The organism is Pseudomonas weihenstephanensis (assembly GCF_016812185.1).
Taxonomy (GTDB): domain Bacteria; phylum Pseudomonadota; class Gammaproteobacteria; order Pseudomonadales; family Pseudomonadaceae; genus Aquipseudomonas; species Aquipseudomonas weihenstephanensis.
On record NZ_JAAEBV010000001.1, the window covers coordinates 1,060,696 to 1,080,028 of the forward strand.

Consider the following 19,333-nt stretch of genomic DNA (forward strand, 5'->3'; position numbering starts at 1 on the left):
CCCTCAACAGTCGTCCAGCCCAGACAGATGGCACACAATGACGTCGAACAATAATGCGACACCCTTGGTCTCTGAAGTGTCTCTAAAAACAATAAACGAGCCCCTACGTTCATCGAAAAGCTATTCCAGCCAGCAACCATTGGCGACCCAGCAATACCTGTATTTCACCGAAACCAATACCGACCGTATCCTCGAAAACCTTGATGGCTTACGGGACTTGGTGTTCCCGCAACCCGAGCTGGTTGAAGACGACAGCGCGAGCCGTGTCGAGCAGCAATTCCCCTCGGTGTGCCTGATTGGCCTGGGGCGCTGCGGGTCCAACATTGCGCTGGACGTCGCCGAACTGGTGTACAACGCCCGCAAGTTCTACCTCAACGAATTCAATACCATCGACCCGCAACACGAAGACAAACGCTACAACCCTGGCCAATGGATTCGTAATAACTTGCGACTGGTGCAAAACAAAGCCACTAAACCGGTGTTTTTGGTCGAACCGCTGGTGCTGCTGGGTGATCTGGACAAAGACATCGCGGGGCGTATTCGCTTCTCGCGCAAAAGTGAGAAAAGTAACTTTATCCGCGACTACAGCAAGATGAAGATCATGGACTTGTCGGAAGTCCACGCAGGCGGTGCCGGTAACGCGCCGATTCTGGGTCAGTACCTGGCCAAGATCATTCTCAACAAGGATGCGCAGCGCTTCTCCAGCCCGGACTGGAAACTGATCCACTCATACCTGATCGACTCCTGCGGCATCAAAGCCAACCAGTCGCGCCTGTACTTTTCGATTTTCAGCGCAGGCGGCGGGACAGGCTCGGGCATGGCCTCGGAGTTTGGTCTGGCGCAGCAGTTCTCGTACATGAACAAAACCTTCGACACCAAACCGGCCGATGAACATGACAGCAAGAGCGGACACGCTTTTGTGTTCGAGCCTATTTTCACCAGCGGCATCTGCGTACTGCCGAACATTTCCGATCACCGCAGCGAAATGTCCGAAGCCTTGCACATCAACGCGGGCCGACTGTTGTGTAAATACCTGTCAGAAGAATGGGACTTCTCATACAACTTCGACAATGAAGACAGCAGCGAAGCCAGCGTCATGGGCCGTATTCGCCCCTGGAACGCCATGATGTTGATCTCCAACGACATCATGCGTTACGCCGAACAAAGCGATGACGGCAACATCCAGAACATCGACGTCAACGCGATGGAAAAGCACGCCAACCAATACATCTCGCAGCAGATCTTCAACATTCTGACGGCGCAGGCGGTGACCACTGACTACGATCAGAATTACTTCCGCCGTGCCGGGATCGACATCGGCGAAACCATCCGCCTCGATGCCAACGATTTGTTTATGAGCCTGGCGGGCCCCGTAGCCATTGCCTACGCAGAATCCGTGGTGCCCGAACAACCTGTACCGGGAACCGACAAATTCAAAGTCTTCGAAAAAGAGCCACTGCGTCTGGACATTGACGACTTGTTCTTTCGCTCCATCGATTTGCCGCACTTCAACAAGGACACCCAGGCTATCGAAGGCATCAGCTTGCTGCCGATCGAGTCTCAGCGTTACCGCGCAGCCCTGGAGCAATACAAGCAATCGGGCTACGACGCCGCTGCGCTGCACGACCTGCATTTCTTCAAGAACTGCTCTTCGGTGGTTTCCATCGTGTCCTTGCCCAAGGACTACAAGCTGTCGTACATGGACTTGAACCGGCTCAAGACCCACCTCAATAGCCTGTTCCCCAATACCACGCTCAAACGTTATGCGTTGGTCATCGGTGCCTCGGCCAACTTGTCGCTGACAACATTGATCGCCAAAAGCCCCTGCTTGTCGGACGACTTTCTCACGCTGATCGTTGCCTTTATCAAACGCTGTTTTGCGCGAAATCCTTACCGTTTTGACGACACGCTGGATGATTCGATGCTGGAATTCATCACCGGTGACGCGTTCGATGAAAGCCAGATTGATGACTTGCTCAACGAGTTCGAGAACCCGGCCAAAATCCTCGATACCAACTGGTACGCGATCAAGCCGATGTACGAGAAGAAATACCGTGAGCTGATTAACGACAAAGACAAATTTGTGTCGATCAATGACATCCGCCTTTCCCGAGACTGCGTGAAAAAAGCCATCAAGTACCTGCGTGAAATTTACCGTCACCGTATCGGAAAAACCAAGATCATCTCGCTGAACAATCACACGGGCAAAACGGCCTACTGATCCTCGCCGCAGGTACAAAAAAACGCCACAGTCACGACTGTGGCGTTTCTCTACGGCAACTGGCCACTATTTAGCCGCCAGTTACTGGGCTACACACTTCCCCCTTCTTTTCGCGCCCCAAAAAACGCTCAATTTTGGTGCGCAGAATTTTTTTCATGCCCTTTCCTGGATCAGTATCCACGGCGAAACCACCACGGCCCACAGCTGCGGATCACGCTCGGCGAAGTCTAATGCCTGCGTGTCAGACAATTTATTGAGTGTCCCGGATGCCATCCAGCCCCCCACTTTGCTTGCATCATCCTGGCTCACTGCCTGCGCTGCTTCGATCAAGTCCAACTGTGCGTCAACGTACAGCAGTTCGCCTTTGGCGAAAAACTTCTCCAACGCTTTCCATTCGATAGTTGAGGTCTCGCCGAGCAGCTTGGCATAGAGGGTGCTAGGTTCTTCGATCATGGGTTTCACCAGGTAAAAAATCGGCGCAATGATAGCGCTGCACACCCGGTAGCAAAACCCGGATTCAGGTGGGAGAACGAAGAAAGAGTCGAAGGCTGTGCAACAGGCGTCAAGGCAGCAACATTCTGTTAAGAATCATCAGCCTGTTTAGCCGCCATTCTGTCTTTTTCTTTCGTTTAAGCGACATTTTCTGGTTTTTCCCTCAGCCGCCCGCTATTCAAGCGCTGAATCGTGGCCCTACACTGTACCGGTACAGTTGCAGGGGGGATTGACCGGGAATTTCGCTCAGATGAAGACCCGGTCCGGCTGCCTTGGCTTCCAGGACTATAAAAATTACAACAGAAGAGTGGAGCACCAATAAAGATGGCTATTAAGCACATGACTAAACTGTTTGCCGCTATGGTTTTGGCCGGGGTTGCCAGCCATTCGTTTGCAGCAGACACCATCAAGATCGGTATCGCGGGTGCCAAAACAGGCCCTCTGACCCAGTACGGTGACATGCAGTTCTCCGGCGCCAAAATGGCCATCGAACAAATCAACGCCAAAGGCGGCGTAGACGGCAAAAAACTGGTGGCCGTTGAGTACGATGACGCTTGCGAACCCAAACAAGCCGTTGCCGTAGCCAACAAAGTCGTGAACGACGGCGTCAAGTTCGTGGTCGGTCACCTGTGCTCCAGCTCCACTCAGCCTGCTTCGGACATCTACGAAGACGAAGGCATCATCATGATTACCCCGGCAGCGACCGGCCCGGAAATCACCAATCGCGGTTACAAAATGGTGTTCCGCACCATTGGTCTGGACAGCGCTCAAGGCCCTGCCGCCGGTAACTACATCGCCGATCACGTAAAACCTAAAATCGTGGCCGTGGTTCACGATAAGCAGCAATACGGAGAAGGCATCGCCTCCGCGGTCAAAAAGACCCTGGAAGACAAAGGCGTGAAAGTCGCGGTGTTTGAGGGCATCAACCCGGGCGAAAAAGACTACTCATCGCTGATTGGCAAACTCAAGCAAGCCAACGTCGACTTCGTGTACTACGGCGGCTACCACCCAGAACTGGGCCTGATCCTGCGCCAAGCCAAAGAAAAAGGCCTGAGCGCCAAGTTCATGGGCCCAGAAGGTGTGGGCAACGAGTCCATCTCGCAAATCGCTCAGGGTGCCTCCGAAGGCCTGCTGGTGACCTTGCCACAAGCTTTCGACAAAGACCCTGCCAACCAGCCTTTGGTTGAAGCCTTCGCCGCCAAGAAAGAAGACCCAAGCGGCCCGTTCGTCTTCCCTGCTTACGCCGCCGTTGAAGTGATTGCGGGCGGTATCGAGCAAGCCAAAAGCGAAGACCCGGTGAAAGTGGCCGAGGCCATCCACAAAGGCACCTTCAAAACCCCGACAGGTGATCTGAGCTTCGACGAAAAAGGCGACGTGAAGAACTTCAAGTTCGTGGTGTACGAATGGCACTTCGGCAAACCTAAAACCGAAGTAAGCCCTCAGTAAGGGCAGCGTTTTGATCTGATCACAAAGCCCACTGCACAAGCGGTGGGCTTTGTTTTACAGACGTTCGTTGGACTGAATTGGGGCCGCGCTTTCGTGATCCGAAAGTCTGCCCACCTGAAAATCTTTAAAACCGTCACCAGCGGTTCGCTGGGAGAAGACTTGTGCTCAAAGTGGATGCAAATCCACGCAGGCAAGTCCGCAAAATGACTCCGCCAGTGAAATGCGTCTCAGGTTTTTAGGAGCTTGGTAATGCCTGACATCTATCACTTTTTCCAAATGCTGGTTAACGGCCTCAACGTTGGCAGCACATATGCCCTCATCGCCATCGGCTATACGATGGTTTACGGCATTATTGGAATGATCAACTTCGCCCACGGCGAGGTGTACATGATTGGTTCCTATATTGCGTTTATCGCCATCGCCGGCCTGACCATGATGGGTCTGGACAGCGTGCCGTTGCTGATGACCGCGGCCTTTCTGGCCAGCATCGTGGTCACCAGTGCCTACGGCTACAGCATTGAACGGGTGGCCTACCGTCCTTTGCGCGGCAGTAATCGCCTTATCCCTTTGATTTCTGCCATCGGTATGTCGATCTTCCTGCAAAACATGGTGCTTTTGTCTCAGGACTCAAAAGACAAATCGATTCCAAACTTGATTCCTGGCGGCTTCACCTTCGGTCCGGGTGGCGCCAGCGAAGTGGTTATTTCCTACATGCAGATTGTGGTCTTCGTGGTCACCTTCCTCGCCATGCTGGGCCTAACACTGTTCATCTCCCGTTCACGCCTGGGTCGCGCCTGCCGCGCCTGCGCCGAAGACATGAAGATGGCCAATTTGCTGGGCATCAACACCAACAACGTGATCGCCCTGACCTTCGTCATTGGTGCCGCGCTGGCCGCCGTCGCCGCCGTGCTGATCAGCGTGCAATACGGCGTGATCAACCCCAATGCGGGGTTTTTGGTGGGGCTTAAAGCCTTTACCGCCGCCGTACTGGGCGGTATCGGCAGCATTCCGGGCGCGATGCTCGGAGGGCTGGTATTGGGTGTAGCTGAAGCCTTTGGTGCCGACATCTTCGGCGACCAGTACAAAGATGTTGTGGCGTTTGGCCTGTTGGTATTGGTGCTGCTGTTCCGTCCGACCGGCATTCTGGGGCGTCCGGAGATCGAAAAAGTATGACTAGGAATCTTAAGTCGGCGCTCTTCAGCGCCCTGCTGGTCTGGGCAGTCGCCTACCCGGTGCTTGGCCTGAAACTGACCATCGTCGGGATCAACATTGAAGTTCACAACACCAGCGCCTTTACCCTGAGCGTGATCGCAATCTGCTCGTTGCTGATGTTTGTGCGCGTGCTATTCAACCAACAATTGAGCGCGGCCTGGAAAGCCACGCCCGGCCTGCCAAAAGTGCCAGCCAAAGCCAGTAACTTCTTGACCCTGCCCAGCACTCAGCGCTGGATCATTCTCGGGCTGGTGCTGGTGGCATTGGTATGGCCGTTCTATGGCTCACGCGGTGCGGTGGACATTGCCACACTCATCCTGATCTACGTGATGCTGGGCCTGGGCCTGAACATCGTGGTGGGTCTGGCTGGTCTGCTGGATCTGGGCTACGTGGGCTTCTATGCCGTGGGCGCTTACACCTACGCGTTGCTGTCGCACTTCTTCGGTTTCAGCTTTTGGGTGTGCCTGCCCCTCGCCGGGTTGATGGCAGCTACGTTTGGCTTCCTGCTGGGGTTCCCGGTGCTGCGTTTGCGCGGTGACTATCTGGCCATCGTGACGCTGGGTTTCGGCGAGATCATTCGCCTGTTCCTGCGTAACCTGACCGAGATCACCGGCGGACCAAACGGCATCAGCAACATCCCTAAACCGACGCTGTTCGGGTTGAGCTTCGACAGAACCGCCGCTGAAGGCATGCAAACCTTCCACGAATACTTCGGCCTGCCCTACAACTCGATCAACAAGGTGATTTTCCTGTACCTGATCGCATTGGTCCTGGTGCTGGTGGTGCTGTTCGTGATCAACCGCCTGCTGCGCATGCCCATTGGTCGTGCGTGGGAAGCGCTGCGCGAAGACGAAATTGCCTGCCGTGCACTGGGTTTGAATCCGACGATTATCAAGCTTTCAGCTTTCACCCTGGGCGCGACCTTTGCGGGCTTTGCGGGCAGCTTCTTCGCCGCTCGCCAAGGCTTGGTGACCCCGGAATCGTTCACCTTCCTTGAGTCGGCGATCATTCTGGCCATCGTGGTGCTTGGCGGTATGGGGTCACAGCTGGGCGTGATTCTGGCTGCTGTGGTGATGATCCTGCTGCCCGAAATGATGCGTGACTTCAGTGAGTACCGGATGTTGCTGTTCGGTGCCCTGATGGTGTTGATGATGATCTGGCGTCCGCAAGGCCTGCTGCCCATGCAACGTCCTCACCTGGAGCTGCGCCAATGAGCCGCGAGATCCTGAAAGTCAGCGGCCTGAGCATGCGCTTTGGCGGCTTGTTGGCGGTCAACGGCGTGGGCCTGACCGTCAAAGAAAAACAGGTTGTATCAATGATCGGCCCTAACGGGGCCGGCAAAACAACCGTATTCAACTGCCTGACCGGCTTCTACAAGCCTTCGGCTGGCAGCATCCTGCTCGATGGTCAGTCGATTGAAGGCTTGCCGGGTCATGAAATCGCCCGCAAGGGCGTCGTGCGTACCTTCCAGAACGTACGCCTGTTTAAAGACATGACCGCCGTCGAGAACCTGCTGATCGCACAGCATCGCCACCTCAATACCAACTTTCTGGCAGGGCTGTTCAAGACCCCGGCGTTTCGTAAAAGCGAACGTGATGCAATGGAGTACGCCGCGTACTGGCTGGACAAGGTCAACCTGACCGAGTTCGCCAACCGCCCGGCGGGCACATTGGCTTATGGCCAGCAACGGCGCCTTGAAATCGCTCGCTGCATGATGACGCGCCCGCGCATTCTCATGCTCGACGAACCCGCTGCGGGGCTTAACCCCAAGGAAACCGAGGACCTGAAAGCGTTGATCAGCGTGCTGCGCGAAGAGCACAACGCCACGGTATTGCTGATTGAACACGACATGAAGCTGGTGATGAGCATTTCTGACCACATCGTGGTTATCAACCAAGGCACGCCTTTGGCTGATGGCACACCGGAACAGATCCGCGACAACCCTGACGTGATCAAAGCCTATTTGGGGGAAGCGTAAATGCTGCAATTCGAAAACGTTTCGACCTTCTACGGCAAGATTCAGGCGCTGCACAGTGTCAATGTCGAAGTGCGTCAGGGGGAAATCGTGACGCTGATCGGTGCCAACGGTGCTGGCAAATCGACGTTGATGATGACCTTGTGCGGCTCACCGCAAGCCCACAGCGGCAGCATTCGCTATTTGGGCGAAGAGCTGGTGGGCTTGAGTTCTGCGCACATCATGCGCAAGAGCATCGCCGTGGTGCCTGAAGGCCGTCGGGTGTTTGCCCGACTGACGGTGGAAGAAAATCTCGCCATGGGCGGTTTTTTCACCGACAAGCACGACTATCAGGAGCAAATGGACAAGGTGCTGCATCTTTTCCCGCGTCTGAAAGAGCGCTTTACCCAACGCGGCGGAACCATGTCCGGGGGCGAGCAGCAAATGCTCGCGATTGGGCGCGCACTGATGAGCAAACCCAAGCTGTTGCTGCTTGACGAGCCATCATTAGGCTTGGCACCGATCATCATTCAGCAGATTTTCGACATCATCGAGCAACTGCGCAAAGAAGGCGTGACGGTGTTTCTGGTGGAGCAAAACGCCAACCAGGCACTGAAAATTGCCGACCGCGCGTATGTCTTGGAAAACGGCCGAGTCGTCATGCAGGGCACCGGAGAGCAACTGCTCAACGACCCAAAAGTGCGCGACGCTTACCTGGGCGGCTAACCCTGCCAGCCACACCCTAAACGGCCCTACGGGGCCGTTTTTTATGACCCGCAGCCATGAAGTCATGCCGCACGCACCTAACACCTGGAGCCGCGGACGAGCAGTGAGACTGCGGCGTTCAGAGACGCAGCGGTCGTAAAATCCTTCAACCGCGCCTAAGAGAGGCCGCATTCACCCGGTGAATAAAAAACACTCATTTCAATTTTTTTTGAGTTCTCTGTAACAAATCCAGACCTCGTTTCTCTAGTGGGGTAAGCCGGCAGACATTCGCTGCTGGCAGGCATAAAACCTCAACCCTGGAGAAACACCATGACTAACAAAACCACCCGCACTGTGTCCGCCGCTGCTCTGGCTTTGGCGTTGGGTTCTGCATTGAGCATCGCTGCTCTGCCAACGACCGCTGTGGCTGCGGGCGACATGGAAAAATGCTTCGGTGTGGCCATGAAAGGCCAAAACGATTGCGCGGCGGGCGCTGGCACCACCTGCGCTGGCACTGCCAAAACTGACCATCAAGCCAACGCCTGGAAACTCGTCCCTAAAGGCAGCTGCGAAAAAACCACCAGCAGCACCTCGCCCACCGGTTTTGGCCAACTGGCCGCTTTCACAGCCAAGTCCTGAAACACGGCGCCAGAGTCATGATGATGCACAGCCCTGATGCTTCGCTCATCGCGCCTGGTGCGCCCCAACTTCCACCGCGCGTGGGGTTGGGGCTCAAGGCCGAGCATTTCAAGGATGTACTCCAAACCCGTCCTGATGTCGGGTTCTTCGAAGTACATGCCGAAAACTACATGGTGGCCGGGGGTCCGTTTCATCATTACTTAACGTTGATTCGTGAACACTACCCGCTGTCCATTCACGGTGTCGGCCTGTCTATAGGCGCCGACGCAGCGCTCGATTCCGAACATTTGAAACGTTTGAAAACCTTGCTTGAGCGCTACCAGCCCGAGCAGTTTTCCGAACATCTGGCCTGGTCCACCCACGGCCCTTTTTTCCTCAATGACCTGCTGCCATTACGCTATGACGACGCCACGCTGACACGGGTGTGCGCCCATATCGACCAGGTCCAAAACACACTGCAACGCACGATGTTGCTGGAAAACCCGGCCACGTATATCGAGTTCGATCAGGCCAGCTATACCGAGGCAGCCTTTATAGAGCACGTCATACAACGCACCGGCTGCGGTTTGCTGCTGGATGTCAACAACGTTTACGTGTCGTGCACCAACCATGCACGCGACCCTTTGGCCTATATCGATGCCTTGCCGTTACATACGGTGGGTGAGCTACATCTGGCGGGTTTTGCCGAAGACACCGACAGCGCGGGTCAACGATTGTTGATAGACAACCACGGGGCAGCTATCGATGACGCGGTGTGGGCCCTCTATCAGCAGGTGCTGGCACGCACCGGGCCTGTGGCGACGCTGATCGAACGCGACAATCACCTGCCTGAGCTGAGCGCACTGATCACCGAAGCTCAACTCGCCGAGCACTTTTTACACTCAACCCCACAGGTGTTCCCATGACCTTGCAACAGGCATTCAGCGCCGCGGTGCTTGCCCCACAACACGCCTGCCCACAAGGGATCATCAGCCCCAGCGGCGGCGATATCCTCAGCCGTTTTTCGGTCTACCGCAACAATGTACAAAGTGGCTTGATCAACGCGTTAGAGACCAGCTTTCCGGTGGTTGCACAGCTGGTCGGCGAAGCGTTCTTTAACGCCATGGCGCAGTTATTCATTCAGAAACACCCCCCCCAAAACCCGGTCATGAGCACCTACGGCCGCCAGTTTGCGGATTTCATCCAGGGTTTCGCGCCCGCCAGCAAAGTGCCTTACCTGGCGGATGTGGCCCGTCTTGAACGGCTGTGTGTGCAGGCCTTTCACGCCGCCGATGCCAGCCCCGTGGCCCCGCAAACCCTGGCCCTTGCATTGAGCACGCCCGACACATTGGACCAGTTACGCATGACGCTGCACCCCAGCGTTGCCACCCTGCATTCGCCTTATGCCGTCGCTGCGTTATGGGCCGCGCATCATGGTCAAGGCCAAATCAAAGGACTTGACCCGCTCCAACCGCAAAGCACATTGGTGCTGCGTAACGGCTTGAGTGTTGAAGTCTTCGCCGTGCGCTCAGGGTGCGTGGCCTTTGTACGGTTTATGAAAAGCGGCTGCCCGCTCGGCGAAGCTGCCGCCTATGCACTGCAAGCCGACCCGCTTTTCGATTTAAGCCAAAGCCTGGCGCTATTGATCAGCCAAGGCGCCATCACTGAACTGCAGCCCAGCCCCGAGGTATCGCCATGAACACGTGTGCTGAACATTCCTGCGTGTTTCGGCGCGCACTCGCCCGTGTGATTGGGTGGATGCAATGCATTCCCCACACACTGATCGCCTTGATCGCCCGGGTCTCAATTGCGGCCGTATTCTGGAAGTCCGGGCAAACCAAGGTCGAAGGGTTTGCCGTGGACCTGGTGTCCGGCACGTTCGAACTGGGTATGCCACGTTTGTCAGGCTCTGCGGTTTACCTGTTCAGTCACGAATACAAGCTGCCTGTGCTTTCTCCTGAGTTCGCGGCCCACGCGGCGGCGTTTTGCGAACATTTTTTCCCTGTGCTGATCTTGCTGGGCCTGGCTACGCGCTTTTCAGCGTTAGCCCTGCTCGGCATGACCCTGACCATTCAGCTATTCGTCTACCCCGATGCGTATCCCACTCACGGCACGTGGATCGCAATTTTTCTGTACCTGATGGCCAAAGGGCCGGGAGCCTTCTCGATTGATCACCTGATTGCCCGGCGTTTTGGTTAGAGCTGCGCCATGCTCTCACCGCTGCGCTGAAACCATCCGGCCAGGTAATCTGCCAACACCTGGGTACGCTTGGGCAAACCGCCCTGATACGGATGCACGAGGTACATCGGGTGACTGCGGGTCTGGTAGTCACGCAGCAATACGCACAAGCGGCCGTCTGCCAATTCGTTGTGAAGCATGTACGACGGCAAACGTGCGATACCGGCGCCAATCACTGCCGCTTTTTTCAGCAAGCTGTAGTGATTACTGGCAAACGGCCCAGAGACACGCACCCGATGCAGTTCATGCTGCTGGTGGTACTGCCACTCTTCACGGCCACTGTAGTGACTGTTAAGCAAACAGCTGTGCCCGACCAGTTGCTGTGGCGTTACGGGTTCACCGTTTTGCGCCAGGTATGCAGGGCTGGCGCAGGTCATTTCGTGCCAGTTGACCACCTGTTTGGCCACCAGGCGCTCGTGACTGTGCACCTGTGAGCGGATCGCCAGATCAAACCCGTCACGCGCCAGATCGCGATAGCTGTTGTTGAGTTCCAGTTCGACCTGGACATCGGGGTAATCACGCGAGAACTCCAGCAGCAACGAATCGAAGAAGGTTTCACCTAAAGAAACCGGCACCGTCATACGCACAGGCCCCGCCATATCTTCCTTCAGACGGGCTAAAGCCTGACGCGCTCGCTCCACTTGCACCACCAATGCCTGCGCTTGGGGCAATAGCGCTGCACCCGCCGCCGTGAGGCTCAAACGACGGGTGGTGCGGTGCAGCAGTACCACCGAAAACTGCGCTTCCAATTGGCTGATGCGTTTGGACAACTGACCCTTGCTGCAACCCAGTTGCTGGGCAGCCAAGGTAAAACTGCCCGCGTCGATCAACACGGCAAACGCCGCAAGGTCATCCATTTCGCTCATCAATTGTTTCCATATGAAAACCAAAGGTTGCCTATTAGTGCGCTTATCGCTCCAAAAAACCAGTACTAGACTGAGTCCACACCCACCCACTCCAGGAACACATCATGAAAATTCTGTTGATCGGCGCACACGGCACCATCGGTTCGGCCATTGATCGCGAACTCTCGGGCCGCCATGAGATTGTGCGCATTGGCCTTAAAAGTGGTGACGTGCAGGTGGACATCAGCGACAGCGCCTCGATTCGCAAACTGTTTGAACAAACCGGTCGATTTGACGCGCTGATCTGCGCCGCCGGTAGCGTCACGTTTGCTCCCTTGGGCGAGATGAGCGAAAAAGACTTTGCATTGGGCTTGCAGAACAAGCTCATGGGCCAAGTCAATTTGCTGTTGATCGGACGCGAATTCGCCAATGATGGCGCCTCGTTCACCTTCACCAGCGGTGTGATCAATCGCGAACCGATTCGCACGGGCAGTTCGGCCGCGCTGGTGAATGCCGCACTGGATGGTTTTGTAAAAGCTGCCGCCATTGAACTGCCCCGTGGGCTACGGGTGAACTCGGTTAGCCCGACGGTGCTCGAAGAAGCCATGGGCCATTACGCACCGTACTTCCGCGGTTTCAAGCCGGTGCCGGCTGCGGACGTGGCTTTGGCGTACGCCAAAAGTGTCGAAGGTCTGCACACAGGTCAGACCTATCAGGTGGGCTAAACACTTGTGATGCGCGTCGCGCCTAAGTAACGTGGCGACACTTGTCAGGAGTCCCAATGATGCGTGTTGCCCGTTCCTTCGTTTTAGTCGCCCTGCTCCCCGTGTTTGCGGGCTGCCAACTGTTCAACAGCAAACCGGTGGACAGCAATGCCGGTTTGTCCCGCCTGCAAGGTGAACTGCTCTCGGCCAACGGCGAGCTGGTGTTTCAACCCTGTATCGGGCAACAGCGCTATGTGGTTCGCGACAGCGCTGACACCACCCTCGTACAAGATGCGATGGATATGCCTGTCAAACCTGGCGCGTTATTCGCAGACATTCGTGGCAGCTTTACTGCCAGCAAATCAGCCGGTTCCGATGGCGAAGTCGATGTTAAGCAGCTCTATCGTCTGGAGCGCAGCAGCAGCGCCTGCAAAGACCCGAACTTCAAACAACTGACCGTGCATGCCAACGGTAACGGCCCGGCGTGGGAAGTGCGCGCCAGCGGCAAAGGCCTGCAAATGACCCGTGAAGGCCAGCCACCGCTGGTACTGCCCTATGTTGAAGAACAAGTGGGTGACGGCCGCTTCTACTTGTCCACTGAAGCCAACAACCAACGCATCGAACTGTGGGTCGCCCCGCAACGCTGCACCGACAGCGTTGATGGCAGCGTGCAGCACCTGGGGGCAGAACTGCGCGTCAATGGTCAGGTTCAACGCGGCTGCGGTTATTTCGGCGGCGCACGGAACGATTAATCGACGGTTGTTACTGAACATTGCCGTTTTAGCCTGACGGTTTTACCCCGAAGCAGCCTATAATCGCCGGTCTATGGCTGCTGGGGTATACCTGGCCCCGATACTGGACACCGTCATGTTACGAATTACCGAACTCAAGTTGCCGATCGACCATCCCGAAGAAGACCTGCGCCCTGCCATCGTGCAACGCCTGGGCATCGCCGATGCTGACCTGCTCGACTTCACCTTGTTCAAGCGCAGCTACGATGCGCGTAAAAAATCTTCCGAACTGTGCTTTATCTACACCATCGACCTGTCGGTGCGTGATGAAGCGCCGTTGCTGCTCAAGTTCGCGGACGACCGCAACGTCAATCCGGCACCGGATGTCAGCTACAAAGTCGTCGGTCACGCCCCACACGATTTGAGCGAACGCCCGATTGTGGTCGGCTTCGGGCCTTGCGGCATTTTTGCTGGCCTGTTGCTGGCACAGATGGGTTTCAAACCCATCATCCTTGAGCGCGGCACTGAAGTGCGCCAGCGCACCAAAGACACGTGGGGGCTGTGGCGCAAAAACGTGCTCAACCCGGAGTCCAACGTGCAGTTTGGTGAAGGCGGTGCCGGGACATTCTCTGACGGCAAACTGTACAGCCAGATCAAAGATCCCAAGCACCACGGTCGAAAAGTGCTGCACGAGTTCGTGAAAGCAGGCGCACCCGACGAAATCCTCTACGTCAGCAAGCCGCATATCGGTACGTTCCGTCTGACCGGTGTCGTAGAAAACATGCGTCAGCAAATCGAAGCGCTGGGTGGCGAAGTGCGCTTCCAGCAACGCGTGGCAGATGTACTGATCGACAATGGTCAGCTGACCGGCGTGGTACTGACCGATGGCGAGCAACTGAACTCCCGCCATGTGATCCTGGCGTTGGGCCACAGTGCCCGTGACACCTTCCGTATGCTGCACGACCGCGGCGTGTACATGGAGGCCAAGCCGTTCTCGGTAGGCTTCCGGATTGAACACCCGCAATCGCTGATCGACAGCGCGCGGTTGGGCAAATACGCCGGTCACCCGAAACTGGGTGCCGCTGACTACAAGCTGGTGCACCACGCTAAAAACGGTCGCTCGGTGTACAGCTTCTGCATGTGCCCTGGCGGTACTGTGGTTGCCGCCACCAGCGAGCCTGGCCGTGTGGTCACCAACGGCATGAGCCAATACTCGCGTAACGAGCGCAATGCCAACTCGGGCATCGTGGTCGGCATCACCCCCGAAGACTACCCGGGCGGCCCATTGGCCGGTATCGAACTGCAAGAGCGCCTCGAAGCGCACGCCTACATTTTGGGAGGCAGCAACTACGAAGCGCCGGCGCAGTTGGTCGGTGACTTTATTGCTGGTAAACCTTCGACGGCGTTGGGCAGTGTAGAACCGTCGTACAAGCCTGGCGTAGCGCTGGGCGACCTGGCGCTGGCCTTGCCCGATTACGCCATTGAAGCCATCCGCGAAGCCTTGCCTGCGTTTGAGAAGCAAATCAAAGGTTTCTCGATGCATGACGCGATCCTGACCGGTATCGAAACCCGCACCTCATCGCCCCTGCGCATGACCCGTGACGCGTCGATGCAAAGCCTCAACGTCAAAGGGCTGTTCCCGGCCGGTGAAGGCGCCGGCTATGCGGGCGGCATCCTGTCAGCCGGGGTGGATGGCATTCGTATTGCCGAAGCCGTGGCCCGTGACATGCTCGGCCTCGACGCCTAAAAGCGAATGGGCCCTGTAGGAGCGAGGCAAACGCGCTCCTACAGGTTTTTTTCCAGCGTTGTTACACCCCTTTCCTACGGTCGTTAACGGCATATTCCCGACTCAATTTGACATACAACGGCCAGCGTTTTTGGCAGTGTGAGATCACGCACCTGCTTATAACAAAAAAGAATATAGTTTTTGTTTTAACAACTAACCCCACAGGTTAGGGTGTTGCACCCCTTTACTCACTGATGGAGAGCGACCTTGCCTCTGCGTAGCACTTTCACTCGTTTCTTTCAGTTGGAAGCTGCCAGCGGTTTGCTGTTGATTGCCGCAGCCGCTCTGGCTTTGATCATCAACAACTCACCGCTTTCGCACTTCTACATGGCCTTTTTGGACACGCCCGTGGCTGTGCAAATCGGTGCCTTGCAAATTGCCAAACCTTCTCTGCTCTGGATCAACGATGGCCTGATGGCCTTGTTCTTCCTGTTGATCGGCCTTGAGGTCAAACGCGAGTTGCTGGAAGGCCAGCTGTCCAAGCCGTCCCAAGTCGTGCTGCCCGGTGCGGCGGCGATTGGCGGCATGGTGGTGCCAGCGCTGATCTATTGGTTCATCAACAAGGACTACCCGGACGCACTCGGCGGCTGGGCTATCCCGATGGCCACCGACATTGCCTTTGCACTGGGTGTGCTGGCACTGCTGGGCAAGCGTGTTCCCGTGTCGCTCAAGCTGTTCCTGATGACCCTGGCAATCATCGACGACTTGGGTGCGATCGTCGTGATTGCACTGTTCTACTCTAGCGAACTGTCGGGGATCTCCCTGGCTCTGGCAGCCGCATGCCTCGTCGCGTTGATCCTGATGAACCGGATGGGCGTGATAAAAGTGGCGCCGTACATGATCGTCGGTTTGATCCTGTGGGTGTGCGTGCTCAAAAGTGGCGTGCACGCAACCTTGGCCGGTGTCACCTTGGCGTTCTGCATCCCGCTGCGCACCAAAAACTCGGAGCCATCACCCCTGATGACCATCGAGCATGCGCTACACCCTTGGGTGGCTTACGGGATTTTGCCGCTGTTTGCGTTTGCCAATGCGGGCGTCTCTCTGTCCGGCATCACCCTGCATAACTTCATCAGCCACGTACCAATGGGGATCGCCGCAGGCTTGCTGATTGGTAAAACCGTCGGCGTGTTCGGCCTGACCTGGCTCGCAGTCAAAACCGGGTTGGCCGCATTGCCGTCCGGCGCTAATTGGGGGCAAGTCTTTGGCGTGGCGATCCTATGCGGTATCGGCTTCACCATGAGCCTGTTTGTCGGCTCACTGGCGTTTGTCGCGGGCAGCAGCGACTACGTGGGCATGGACCGCATGGGTATCCTTACCGGTTCGATCCTGGCGGCGTTGATCGGTTATGCCGTCACCGCTATGGCGAGTCGCAAGCAACAACTCTCCTCGTAGCCGTACGATTCGCACCTGCACTCTGTAGGTGTTCGGTCGAGCCGTAACCCCTGTCACTGCGGTATGTCTGACATACCCTGTTGACGGGGCTTACGACGACCCTGTCGCCGGATGCAGCCTCGCGTTGCTCGTCAGTGGCTACAGGTTTTTACGCAGGCGACAGGCAATAAAAACCCCGGCCAGTTCACACTGGCCGGGGTTTTGTTTTTGCCCGATGACTTATTGAGTGACGCGGCTGGTGCCGTCAACGGTCATGATGCGCACGCGCTCACCGGTGCGGAACACTTGGTTAGGTTCAACTTGTTGAACATAAGCACGGGTGCTGCCGTCGTCTTCACGCACGGTAATCTCAACGCCCTGGGTTTTAGTCAGGCCCGATTCAGCCGCAGAACCCAGCAAGCCACCGGCGACAGCGCCGATAACCGCTGTGACGATGCTACCGCGCCCGCCACCAATCGCACTGCCGCCCACCCCACCTACGATGGCGCCAGTTGCAGCACCGATTGGGGTCTTGGTGCCTTCAATTTGCACAGGGCGTAAAGCCACGATGGTGCCCATACGAACCGTTTGTACACGGCGGGCTTCATCACGCGAGTAAGAGTCGCCAGTCAAGTTGGAGGTGCAGCCGCCCAACAAGACTGTCATGGTAGAAAAAGCAGCAATTAACAGTACGGACTTACGCATTTAGATCAACTCCAAAAGATCAGGGGTTCATTAAACTCCGCTGCTTGAGGCCTGTCACGGCTCAGCCCGGATAAAATGGCCTTTATTCAGCGCTTGTACAGGCAAATTCAAGCCATTACTTATTCAAAACGTTAAGCAAGCGTAGCGGGAAATCGACGAATTCGCCTCGCCCATCACAGGACCGTCATGGACTACTTCATCATTTTCATCACCACTGCCGCCGGGTTGTATTTCCACGGGTGGCTGTATGTCCGTATCAAGCGCTGGATGGACAGGGATTTGGCGCTGTCTTTAGCGGGAGACGATCCCGCCAAGAAGGACTTTATGCTGCAACGCCTGACAGCAGCGCGCCAGCAGAAGATCAAACGCCGCGACTTGCCTCAATGGCTGCAAGCTGCGGCGGCTGACTACAGCATCAAGGCGCCAGCCGCTCCCGCGTCCAGTCAGCCCCGTCACGCCGATAGTTGAGACGATCATGCAAGCGGCTAGGTCGCCCCTGCCAGAACTCGATACGCTCGGGTAACAACCTGAATCCGCCCCAGTGCTCAGGACAATGGGGCTGCGTGTCGCTGAAACGCTCTTGAGTAACGCGAAGCAATTGGGCTAACGCCTCACGGTCTGCAATGACCTGACTTTGCGGTGACGCCCACGCGCCGATCCGGCTGCCCAGTGGGCGCACCTGATAGTAAGCGTCGGATTCCTCTGGCGTAACCTTGACCACCTGGCCCTCGATACGCACCTGACGCTCCAGCGTTGGCCAGAAAAATGTCATGGCTGCGTAAGGCCGTGCTGCCAGTTGCTGACCTTTGGCACTTGTGTAGTTGGTAAAGAAGGTAAAGCCCTGTGCATCCAGCCCTTTTAGCAGCAGGACCCGGCAATGCGGACGCCCTTCATCATCAACCGTTGCCAAGGTCATGGCATTGGCTTCGACAGGCGGTTGCTCGGTTTTGACCGCATCCGCAAACCATTGGTGAAACAGCGCGAAAGGCTCCGCCGGGGCCTGAGCCTCGGCGAGTCCATCACGGGTGTAATCGCGTCGCATATCAGCCAGCGCTTGAGTCATGACACCCTCCCGTTAATCAAACCGATTAATTCTTGGCTTGAGCGTTGGCAACGTCCTTTTTAGCCGCTGCGCTTTTCGCGACGACGGCTTTCTTGGCCGGCGCAGCTTTCACGGGTTTCTTGGCTGGCGCGGATTTTTTGGCAACGACGGCTTTCTTGGACGCGGCCGCGCCCTTTTTAGCCGCTACGGCCTTGGTGGGCGCAACGGCAGGCTGCACGGCAACCAGATCGGCTGGCGACAACGTTGGCTGGCTGTATTTGCTGACCAGCGCCAACATGGTGTTTTGCGGCGTCATCAGAATTTCAACACGACGGTTCAATGCACGACCTTCGTTGCTGTCGTTGGCCGCTCGCGGCATCACCGAACCCATGCCACGCAGGGTCAACCGGTTGGCTTGCAAGCCGCTCATGCGGAAAATAGCCGCCACCGAACGCGCACGGTCCAGGCTCAGCTTGGTGTTACCCGCCATAGCGCCCGTGGAGTCGGCATGGCCGAGTACCAGCACGGCGGTTTTAGGATCGCCTTCAACCACTTTAGCAACGCGTGTGAAAGGGCCCAGCATAGAAGGCATCAACAAGTCAGGACGCGTGGCTTTGAACGAGCTGTCCGCAGAAGCCACGATCACCAGCAGGCTTTCGCGACGCTCAAGTTGCAGGTTGGTGTCTTTGATGGCCGCACGCAAACGGGGTTCGTATTCGTCCAGCCAGGCTTGCGTGATTTTTGGGTCCGGCATCGGGACGACGTTGCCAGCGGTCGTTTTGCTGTCTTTAGCAGTGCTGCCGAACGGCCACCACCAGTTCTTTTCAGTGCTGGTAGCCGCTGCGGGCGCGGCCGCCACGGTTTTTGGCTTTTCAGTCGGGGCGTCTTTCTTCGCGCTGTCAGAGCCGAAAGGCCACCAATCGAAGCCGCTGTCTTTTTTAGCGTCTGCTAAAGCTGGCGCAGGTGCGGCCTTGGCAGCCACGGGCGCAGAGGCTTTTTTATCCGCGGGTTTGGTCGCTACGGCATCCTTTTTATCGACCGAAGCGGGGGCGTCAGCTTGGTCAGACGCGCCCAGCTGCCACCATTTGTGGCCACCTTCGGCGTCATTTTGTGGAGTTTGTGCGCAACCGGTGATTGCCAGGCACAGGGCCAAGGCGAGGGTCTTATTAGATGACATTGAATATCCACACAATGAATTAGAAATAATCGGACGCGATATACGTATAAAAAAGCGTATTAAGCGCATTAAAGCCACAGTGATCC

At 56.6% G+C, this 19,333-nt stretch carries 20 protein-coding genes; 15 read left to right on the forward strand and 5 right to left on the reverse strand.

Annotated elements, in window-relative coordinates; all coding sequences use genetic code 11:
- Window positions 1-37 precede the first annotated feature (37 nt).
- Window positions 38-2,221: a hypothetical protein gene (locus GYN01_RS04780; protein ID WP_048401067.1), complete on the forward strand. Its 2,184-nt coding sequence runs from the start codon at window positions 38-40 to the stop codon at window positions 2,219-2,221.
- A gap of 153 nt (window positions 2,222-2,374) precedes the next feature.
- On the opposite strand, the gene GYN01_RS04785 is transcribed toward GYN01_RS04780, so the two are convergent.
- Window positions 2,375-2,674, reverse strand: coding sequence for a DUF2288 domain-containing protein (locus GYN01_RS04785; RefSeq protein ID WP_048363026.1), 300 nt, complete (start codon window positions 2,672-2,674; stop codon window positions 2,375-2,377).
- A 363-nt stretch (window positions 2,675-3,037) separates the two neighbouring features.
- Here GYN01_RS04785 and GYN01_RS04790 point away from each other — a divergent pair, with 363 nt between their 5' ends.
- The 9 genes from GYN01_RS04790 (at window position 3,038) to GYN01_RS04830 (ending at window position 10,847) form a co-directional block, all read left to right on the forward strand.
- Window positions 3,038-4,159 carry a branched-chain amino acid ABC transporter substrate-binding protein gene (locus GYN01_RS04790; RefSeq protein WP_048362728.1) on the forward strand — a complete coding sequence of 374 codons (1,122 nt, stop codon included), beginning with the start codon at window positions 3,038-3,040 and terminating at the stop codon, window positions 4,157-4,159.
- Between the two features lie 249 nt (window positions 4,160-4,408).
- On the forward strand, window positions 4,409-5,332 hold the full coding sequence (gene livH / locus GYN01_RS04795; protein WP_048362727.1) for a high-affinity branched-chain amino acid ABC transporter permease LivH: 924 nt from the start codon (window positions 4,409-4,411) through the stop codon (window positions 5,330-5,332).
- The gene (locus GYN01_RS04800) at window positions 5,329-6,585 is read left to right on the forward strand and encodes a high-affinity branched-chain amino acid ABC transporter permease LivM (RefSeq protein WP_048362726.1); all 1,257 of its coding nucleotides are present in this window, start codon (window positions 5,329-5,331) and stop codon (window positions 6,583-6,585) included. Before livH ends, GYN01_RS04800 begins: the two co-directional genes overlap by 4 nt.
- Entirely contained in the window at window positions 6,582-7,349 is a 768-nt protein-coding gene (gene livG / locus GYN01_RS04805; protein ID WP_048362725.1) for a high-affinity branched-chain amino acid ABC transporter ATP-binding protein LivG, read from the forward strand. Before GYN01_RS04800 ends, livG begins: the two co-directional genes overlap by 4 nt.
- On the forward strand, window positions 7,350-8,051 hold the full coding sequence (locus GYN01_RS04810) for an ABC transporter ATP-binding protein (RefSeq protein ID WP_048362724.1): 702 nt from the start codon (window positions 7,350-7,352) through the stop codon (window positions 8,049-8,051).
- A gap of 309 nt (window positions 8,052-8,360) precedes the next feature.
- A complete protein-coding gene (locus GYN01_RS04815) occupies window positions 8,361-8,669 on the forward strand; it encodes a BufA1 family periplasmic bufferin-type metallophore (protein WP_048362723.1) in 309 nt (102 codons plus the stop codon).
- 23 nt (window positions 8,670-8,692) lie between these two features.
- Window positions 8,693-9,574 carry an MNIO family bufferin maturase gene (gene bufB / locus GYN01_RS04820; protein ID WP_048363025.1) on the forward strand — a complete coding sequence of 294 codons (882 nt, stop codon included), beginning with the start codon at window positions 8,693-8,695 and terminating at the stop codon, window positions 9,572-9,574.
- Window positions 9,571-10,347 (forward strand): HvfC/BufC N-terminal domain-containing protein, encoded by a 777-nt coding sequence (locus GYN01_RS04825; protein ID WP_203306663.1) that lies wholly within the window; start codon window positions 9,571-9,573, stop codon window positions 10,345-10,347. Before bufB ends, GYN01_RS04825 begins: the two co-directional genes overlap by 4 nt.
- On the forward strand, window positions 10,344-10,847 hold the full coding sequence (locus GYN01_RS04830) for a DoxX family protein (protein ID WP_203306664.1): 504 nt from the start codon (window positions 10,344-10,346) through the stop codon (window positions 10,845-10,847). The genes GYN01_RS04825 and GYN01_RS04830 overlap by 4 nt, the downstream gene beginning before the upstream one ends.
- Here the strand turns inward: GYN01_RS04830 and GYN01_RS04835 are convergent.
- Entirely contained in the window at window positions 10,844-11,752 is a 909-nt protein-coding gene (locus GYN01_RS04835; RefSeq protein ID WP_048362720.1) for a LysR family transcriptional regulator, read from the reverse strand. The two genes, GYN01_RS04830 and GYN01_RS04835, sit on opposite strands and share 4 nt — an antisense overlap.
- A gap of 104 nt (window positions 11,753-11,856) precedes the next feature.
- On the opposite strand from GYN01_RS04835, the gene GYN01_RS04840 reads away from it, so the two are divergent.
- From GYN01_RS04840 to nhaA, 4 genes are all read left to right on the forward strand, one after another.
- Complete coding sequence (locus GYN01_RS04840) at window positions 11,857-12,456, forward strand: short chain dehydrogenase (RefSeq protein WP_048362719.1); 600 nt, start codon at window positions 11,857-11,859, stop codon at window positions 12,454-12,456.
- 59 nt (window positions 12,457-12,515) lie between these two features.
- Window positions 12,516-13,187 (forward strand): COG3650 family protein, encoded by a 672-nt coding sequence (locus GYN01_RS04845; RefSeq protein ID WP_203306665.1) that lies wholly within the window; start codon window positions 12,516-12,518, stop codon window positions 13,185-13,187.
- A 115-nt stretch (window positions 13,188-13,302) separates the two neighbouring features.
- Window positions 13,303-14,913 carry an NAD(P)/FAD-dependent oxidoreductase gene (locus GYN01_RS04850; RefSeq protein WP_048362718.1) on the forward strand — a complete coding sequence of 537 codons (1,611 nt, stop codon included), beginning with the start codon at window positions 13,303-13,305 and terminating at the stop codon, window positions 14,911-14,913.
- Window positions 14,914-15,159: 246 nt separating this feature from the next.
- Window positions 15,160-16,344 carry a Na+/H+ antiporter NhaA gene (nhaA, locus tag GYN01_RS04855; protein ID WP_048362717.1) on the forward strand — a complete coding sequence of 395 codons (1,185 nt, stop codon included), beginning with the start codon at window positions 15,160-15,162 and terminating at the stop codon, window positions 16,342-16,344.
- A 219-nt stretch (window positions 16,345-16,563) separates the two neighbouring features.
- On the opposite strand, the gene GYN01_RS04860 is transcribed toward nhaA, so the two are convergent.
- Window positions 16,564-17,028 (reverse strand): outer membrane lipoprotein, encoded by a 465-nt coding sequence (locus GYN01_RS04860; RefSeq protein ID WP_048362716.1) that lies wholly within the window; start codon window positions 17,026-17,028, stop codon window positions 16,564-16,566.
- Between the two features lie 186 nt (window positions 17,029-17,214).
- On the opposite strand from GYN01_RS04860, the gene GYN01_RS04865 reads away from it, so the two are divergent.
- Complete coding sequence (locus tag GYN01_RS04865) at window positions 17,215-17,496, forward strand: hypothetical protein (RefSeq protein ID WP_048401075.1); 282 nt, start codon at window positions 17,215-17,217, stop codon at window positions 17,494-17,496.
- Here GYN01_RS04865 and pdxH read toward each other — a convergent pair.
- On the reverse strand, window positions 17,444-18,091 hold the full coding sequence (gene pdxH, locus GYN01_RS04870; protein ID WP_048362715.1) for a pyridoxamine 5'-phosphate oxidase: 648 nt from the start codon (window positions 18,089-18,091) through the stop codon (window positions 17,444-17,446). The genes GYN01_RS04865 and pdxH overlap by 53 nt on opposite strands.
- A 25-nt stretch (window positions 18,092-18,116) precedes the next feature.
- On the reverse strand, window positions 18,117-19,247 hold the full coding sequence (locus GYN01_RS04875; protein ID WP_203306666.1) for an OmpA family protein: 1,131 nt from the start codon (window positions 19,245-19,247) through the stop codon (window positions 18,117-18,119).
- Window positions 19,248-19,333 lie beyond the last annotated feature (86 nt).

Bases quoted from the DNA above. Each gene is read 5' to 3' on its own strand.
- GYN01_RS04780 (WP_048401067.1), top strand. From the start codon at position 38: ATGACGTCGAACAATAATGCGACACCCTTGGTCTCTGAAGTGTCTCTA.
- GYN01_RS04785 (WP_048363026.1), bottom strand. From the start codon at position 2,674: ATGATCGAAGAACCTAGCACCCTCTATGCCAAGCTGCTCGGCGAGACC.
- GYN01_RS04790 (WP_048362728.1), top strand. From the start codon at position 3,038: ATGGCTATTAAGCACATGACTAAACTGTTTGCCGCTATGGTTTTGGCC.
- livH (WP_048362727.1), top strand. From the start codon at position 4,409: ATGCCTGACATCTATCACTTTTTCCAAATGCTGGTTAACGGCCTCAAC.
- GYN01_RS04800 (WP_048362726.1), top strand. From the start codon at position 5,329: ATGACTAGGAATCTTAAGTCGGCGCTCTTCAGCGCCCTGCTGGTCTGG.
- livG (WP_048362725.1), top strand. From the start codon at position 6,582: ATGAGCCGCGAGATCCTGAAAGTCAGCGGCCTGAGCATGCGCTTTGGC.
- GYN01_RS04810 (WP_048362724.1), top strand. From the start codon at position 7,350: ATGCTGCAATTCGAAAACGTTTCGACCTTCTACGGCAAGATTCAGGCG.
- GYN01_RS04815 (WP_048362723.1), top strand. From the start codon at position 8,361: ATGACTAACAAAACCACCCGCACTGTGTCCGCCGCTGCTCTGGCTTTG.
- bufB (WP_048363025.1), top strand. From the start codon at position 8,693: ATGCACAGCCCTGATGCTTCGCTCATCGCGCCTGGTGCGCCCCAACTT.
- GYN01_RS04825 (WP_203306663.1), top strand. From the start codon at position 9,571: ATGACCTTGCAACAGGCATTCAGCGCCGCGGTGCTTGCCCCACAACAC.
- GYN01_RS04830 (WP_203306664.1), top strand. From the start codon at position 10,344: ATGAACACGTGTGCTGAACATTCCTGCGTGTTTCGGCGCGCACTCGCC.
- GYN01_RS04835 (WP_048362720.1), bottom strand. From the start codon at position 11,752: ATGAGCGAAATGGATGACCTTGCGGCGTTTGCCGTGTTGATCGACGCG.
- GYN01_RS04840 (WP_048362719.1), top strand. From the start codon at position 11,857: ATGAAAATTCTGTTGATCGGCGCACACGGCACCATCGGTTCGGCCATT.
- GYN01_RS04845 (WP_203306665.1), top strand. From the start codon at position 12,516: ATGCGTGTTGCCCGTTCCTTCGTTTTAGTCGCCCTGCTCCCCGTGTTT.
- GYN01_RS04850 (WP_048362718.1), top strand. From the start codon at position 13,303: ATGTTACGAATTACCGAACTCAAGTTGCCGATCGACCATCCCGAAGAA.
- GYN01_RS04860 (WP_048362716.1), bottom strand. From the start codon at position 17,028: ATGCGTAAGTCCGTACTGTTAATTGCTGCTTTTTCTACCATGACAGTC.
- GYN01_RS04865 (WP_048401075.1), top strand. From the start codon at position 17,215: ATGGACTACTTCATCATTTTCATCACCACTGCCGCCGGGTTGTATTTC.
- pdxH (WP_048362715.1), bottom strand. From the start codon at position 18,091: ATGACTCAAGCGCTGGCTGATATGCGACGCGATTACACCCGTGATGGA.
- GYN01_RS04875 (WP_203306666.1), bottom strand. From the start codon at position 19,247: ATGTCATCTAATAAGACCCTCGCCTTGGCCCTGTGCCTGGCAATCACC.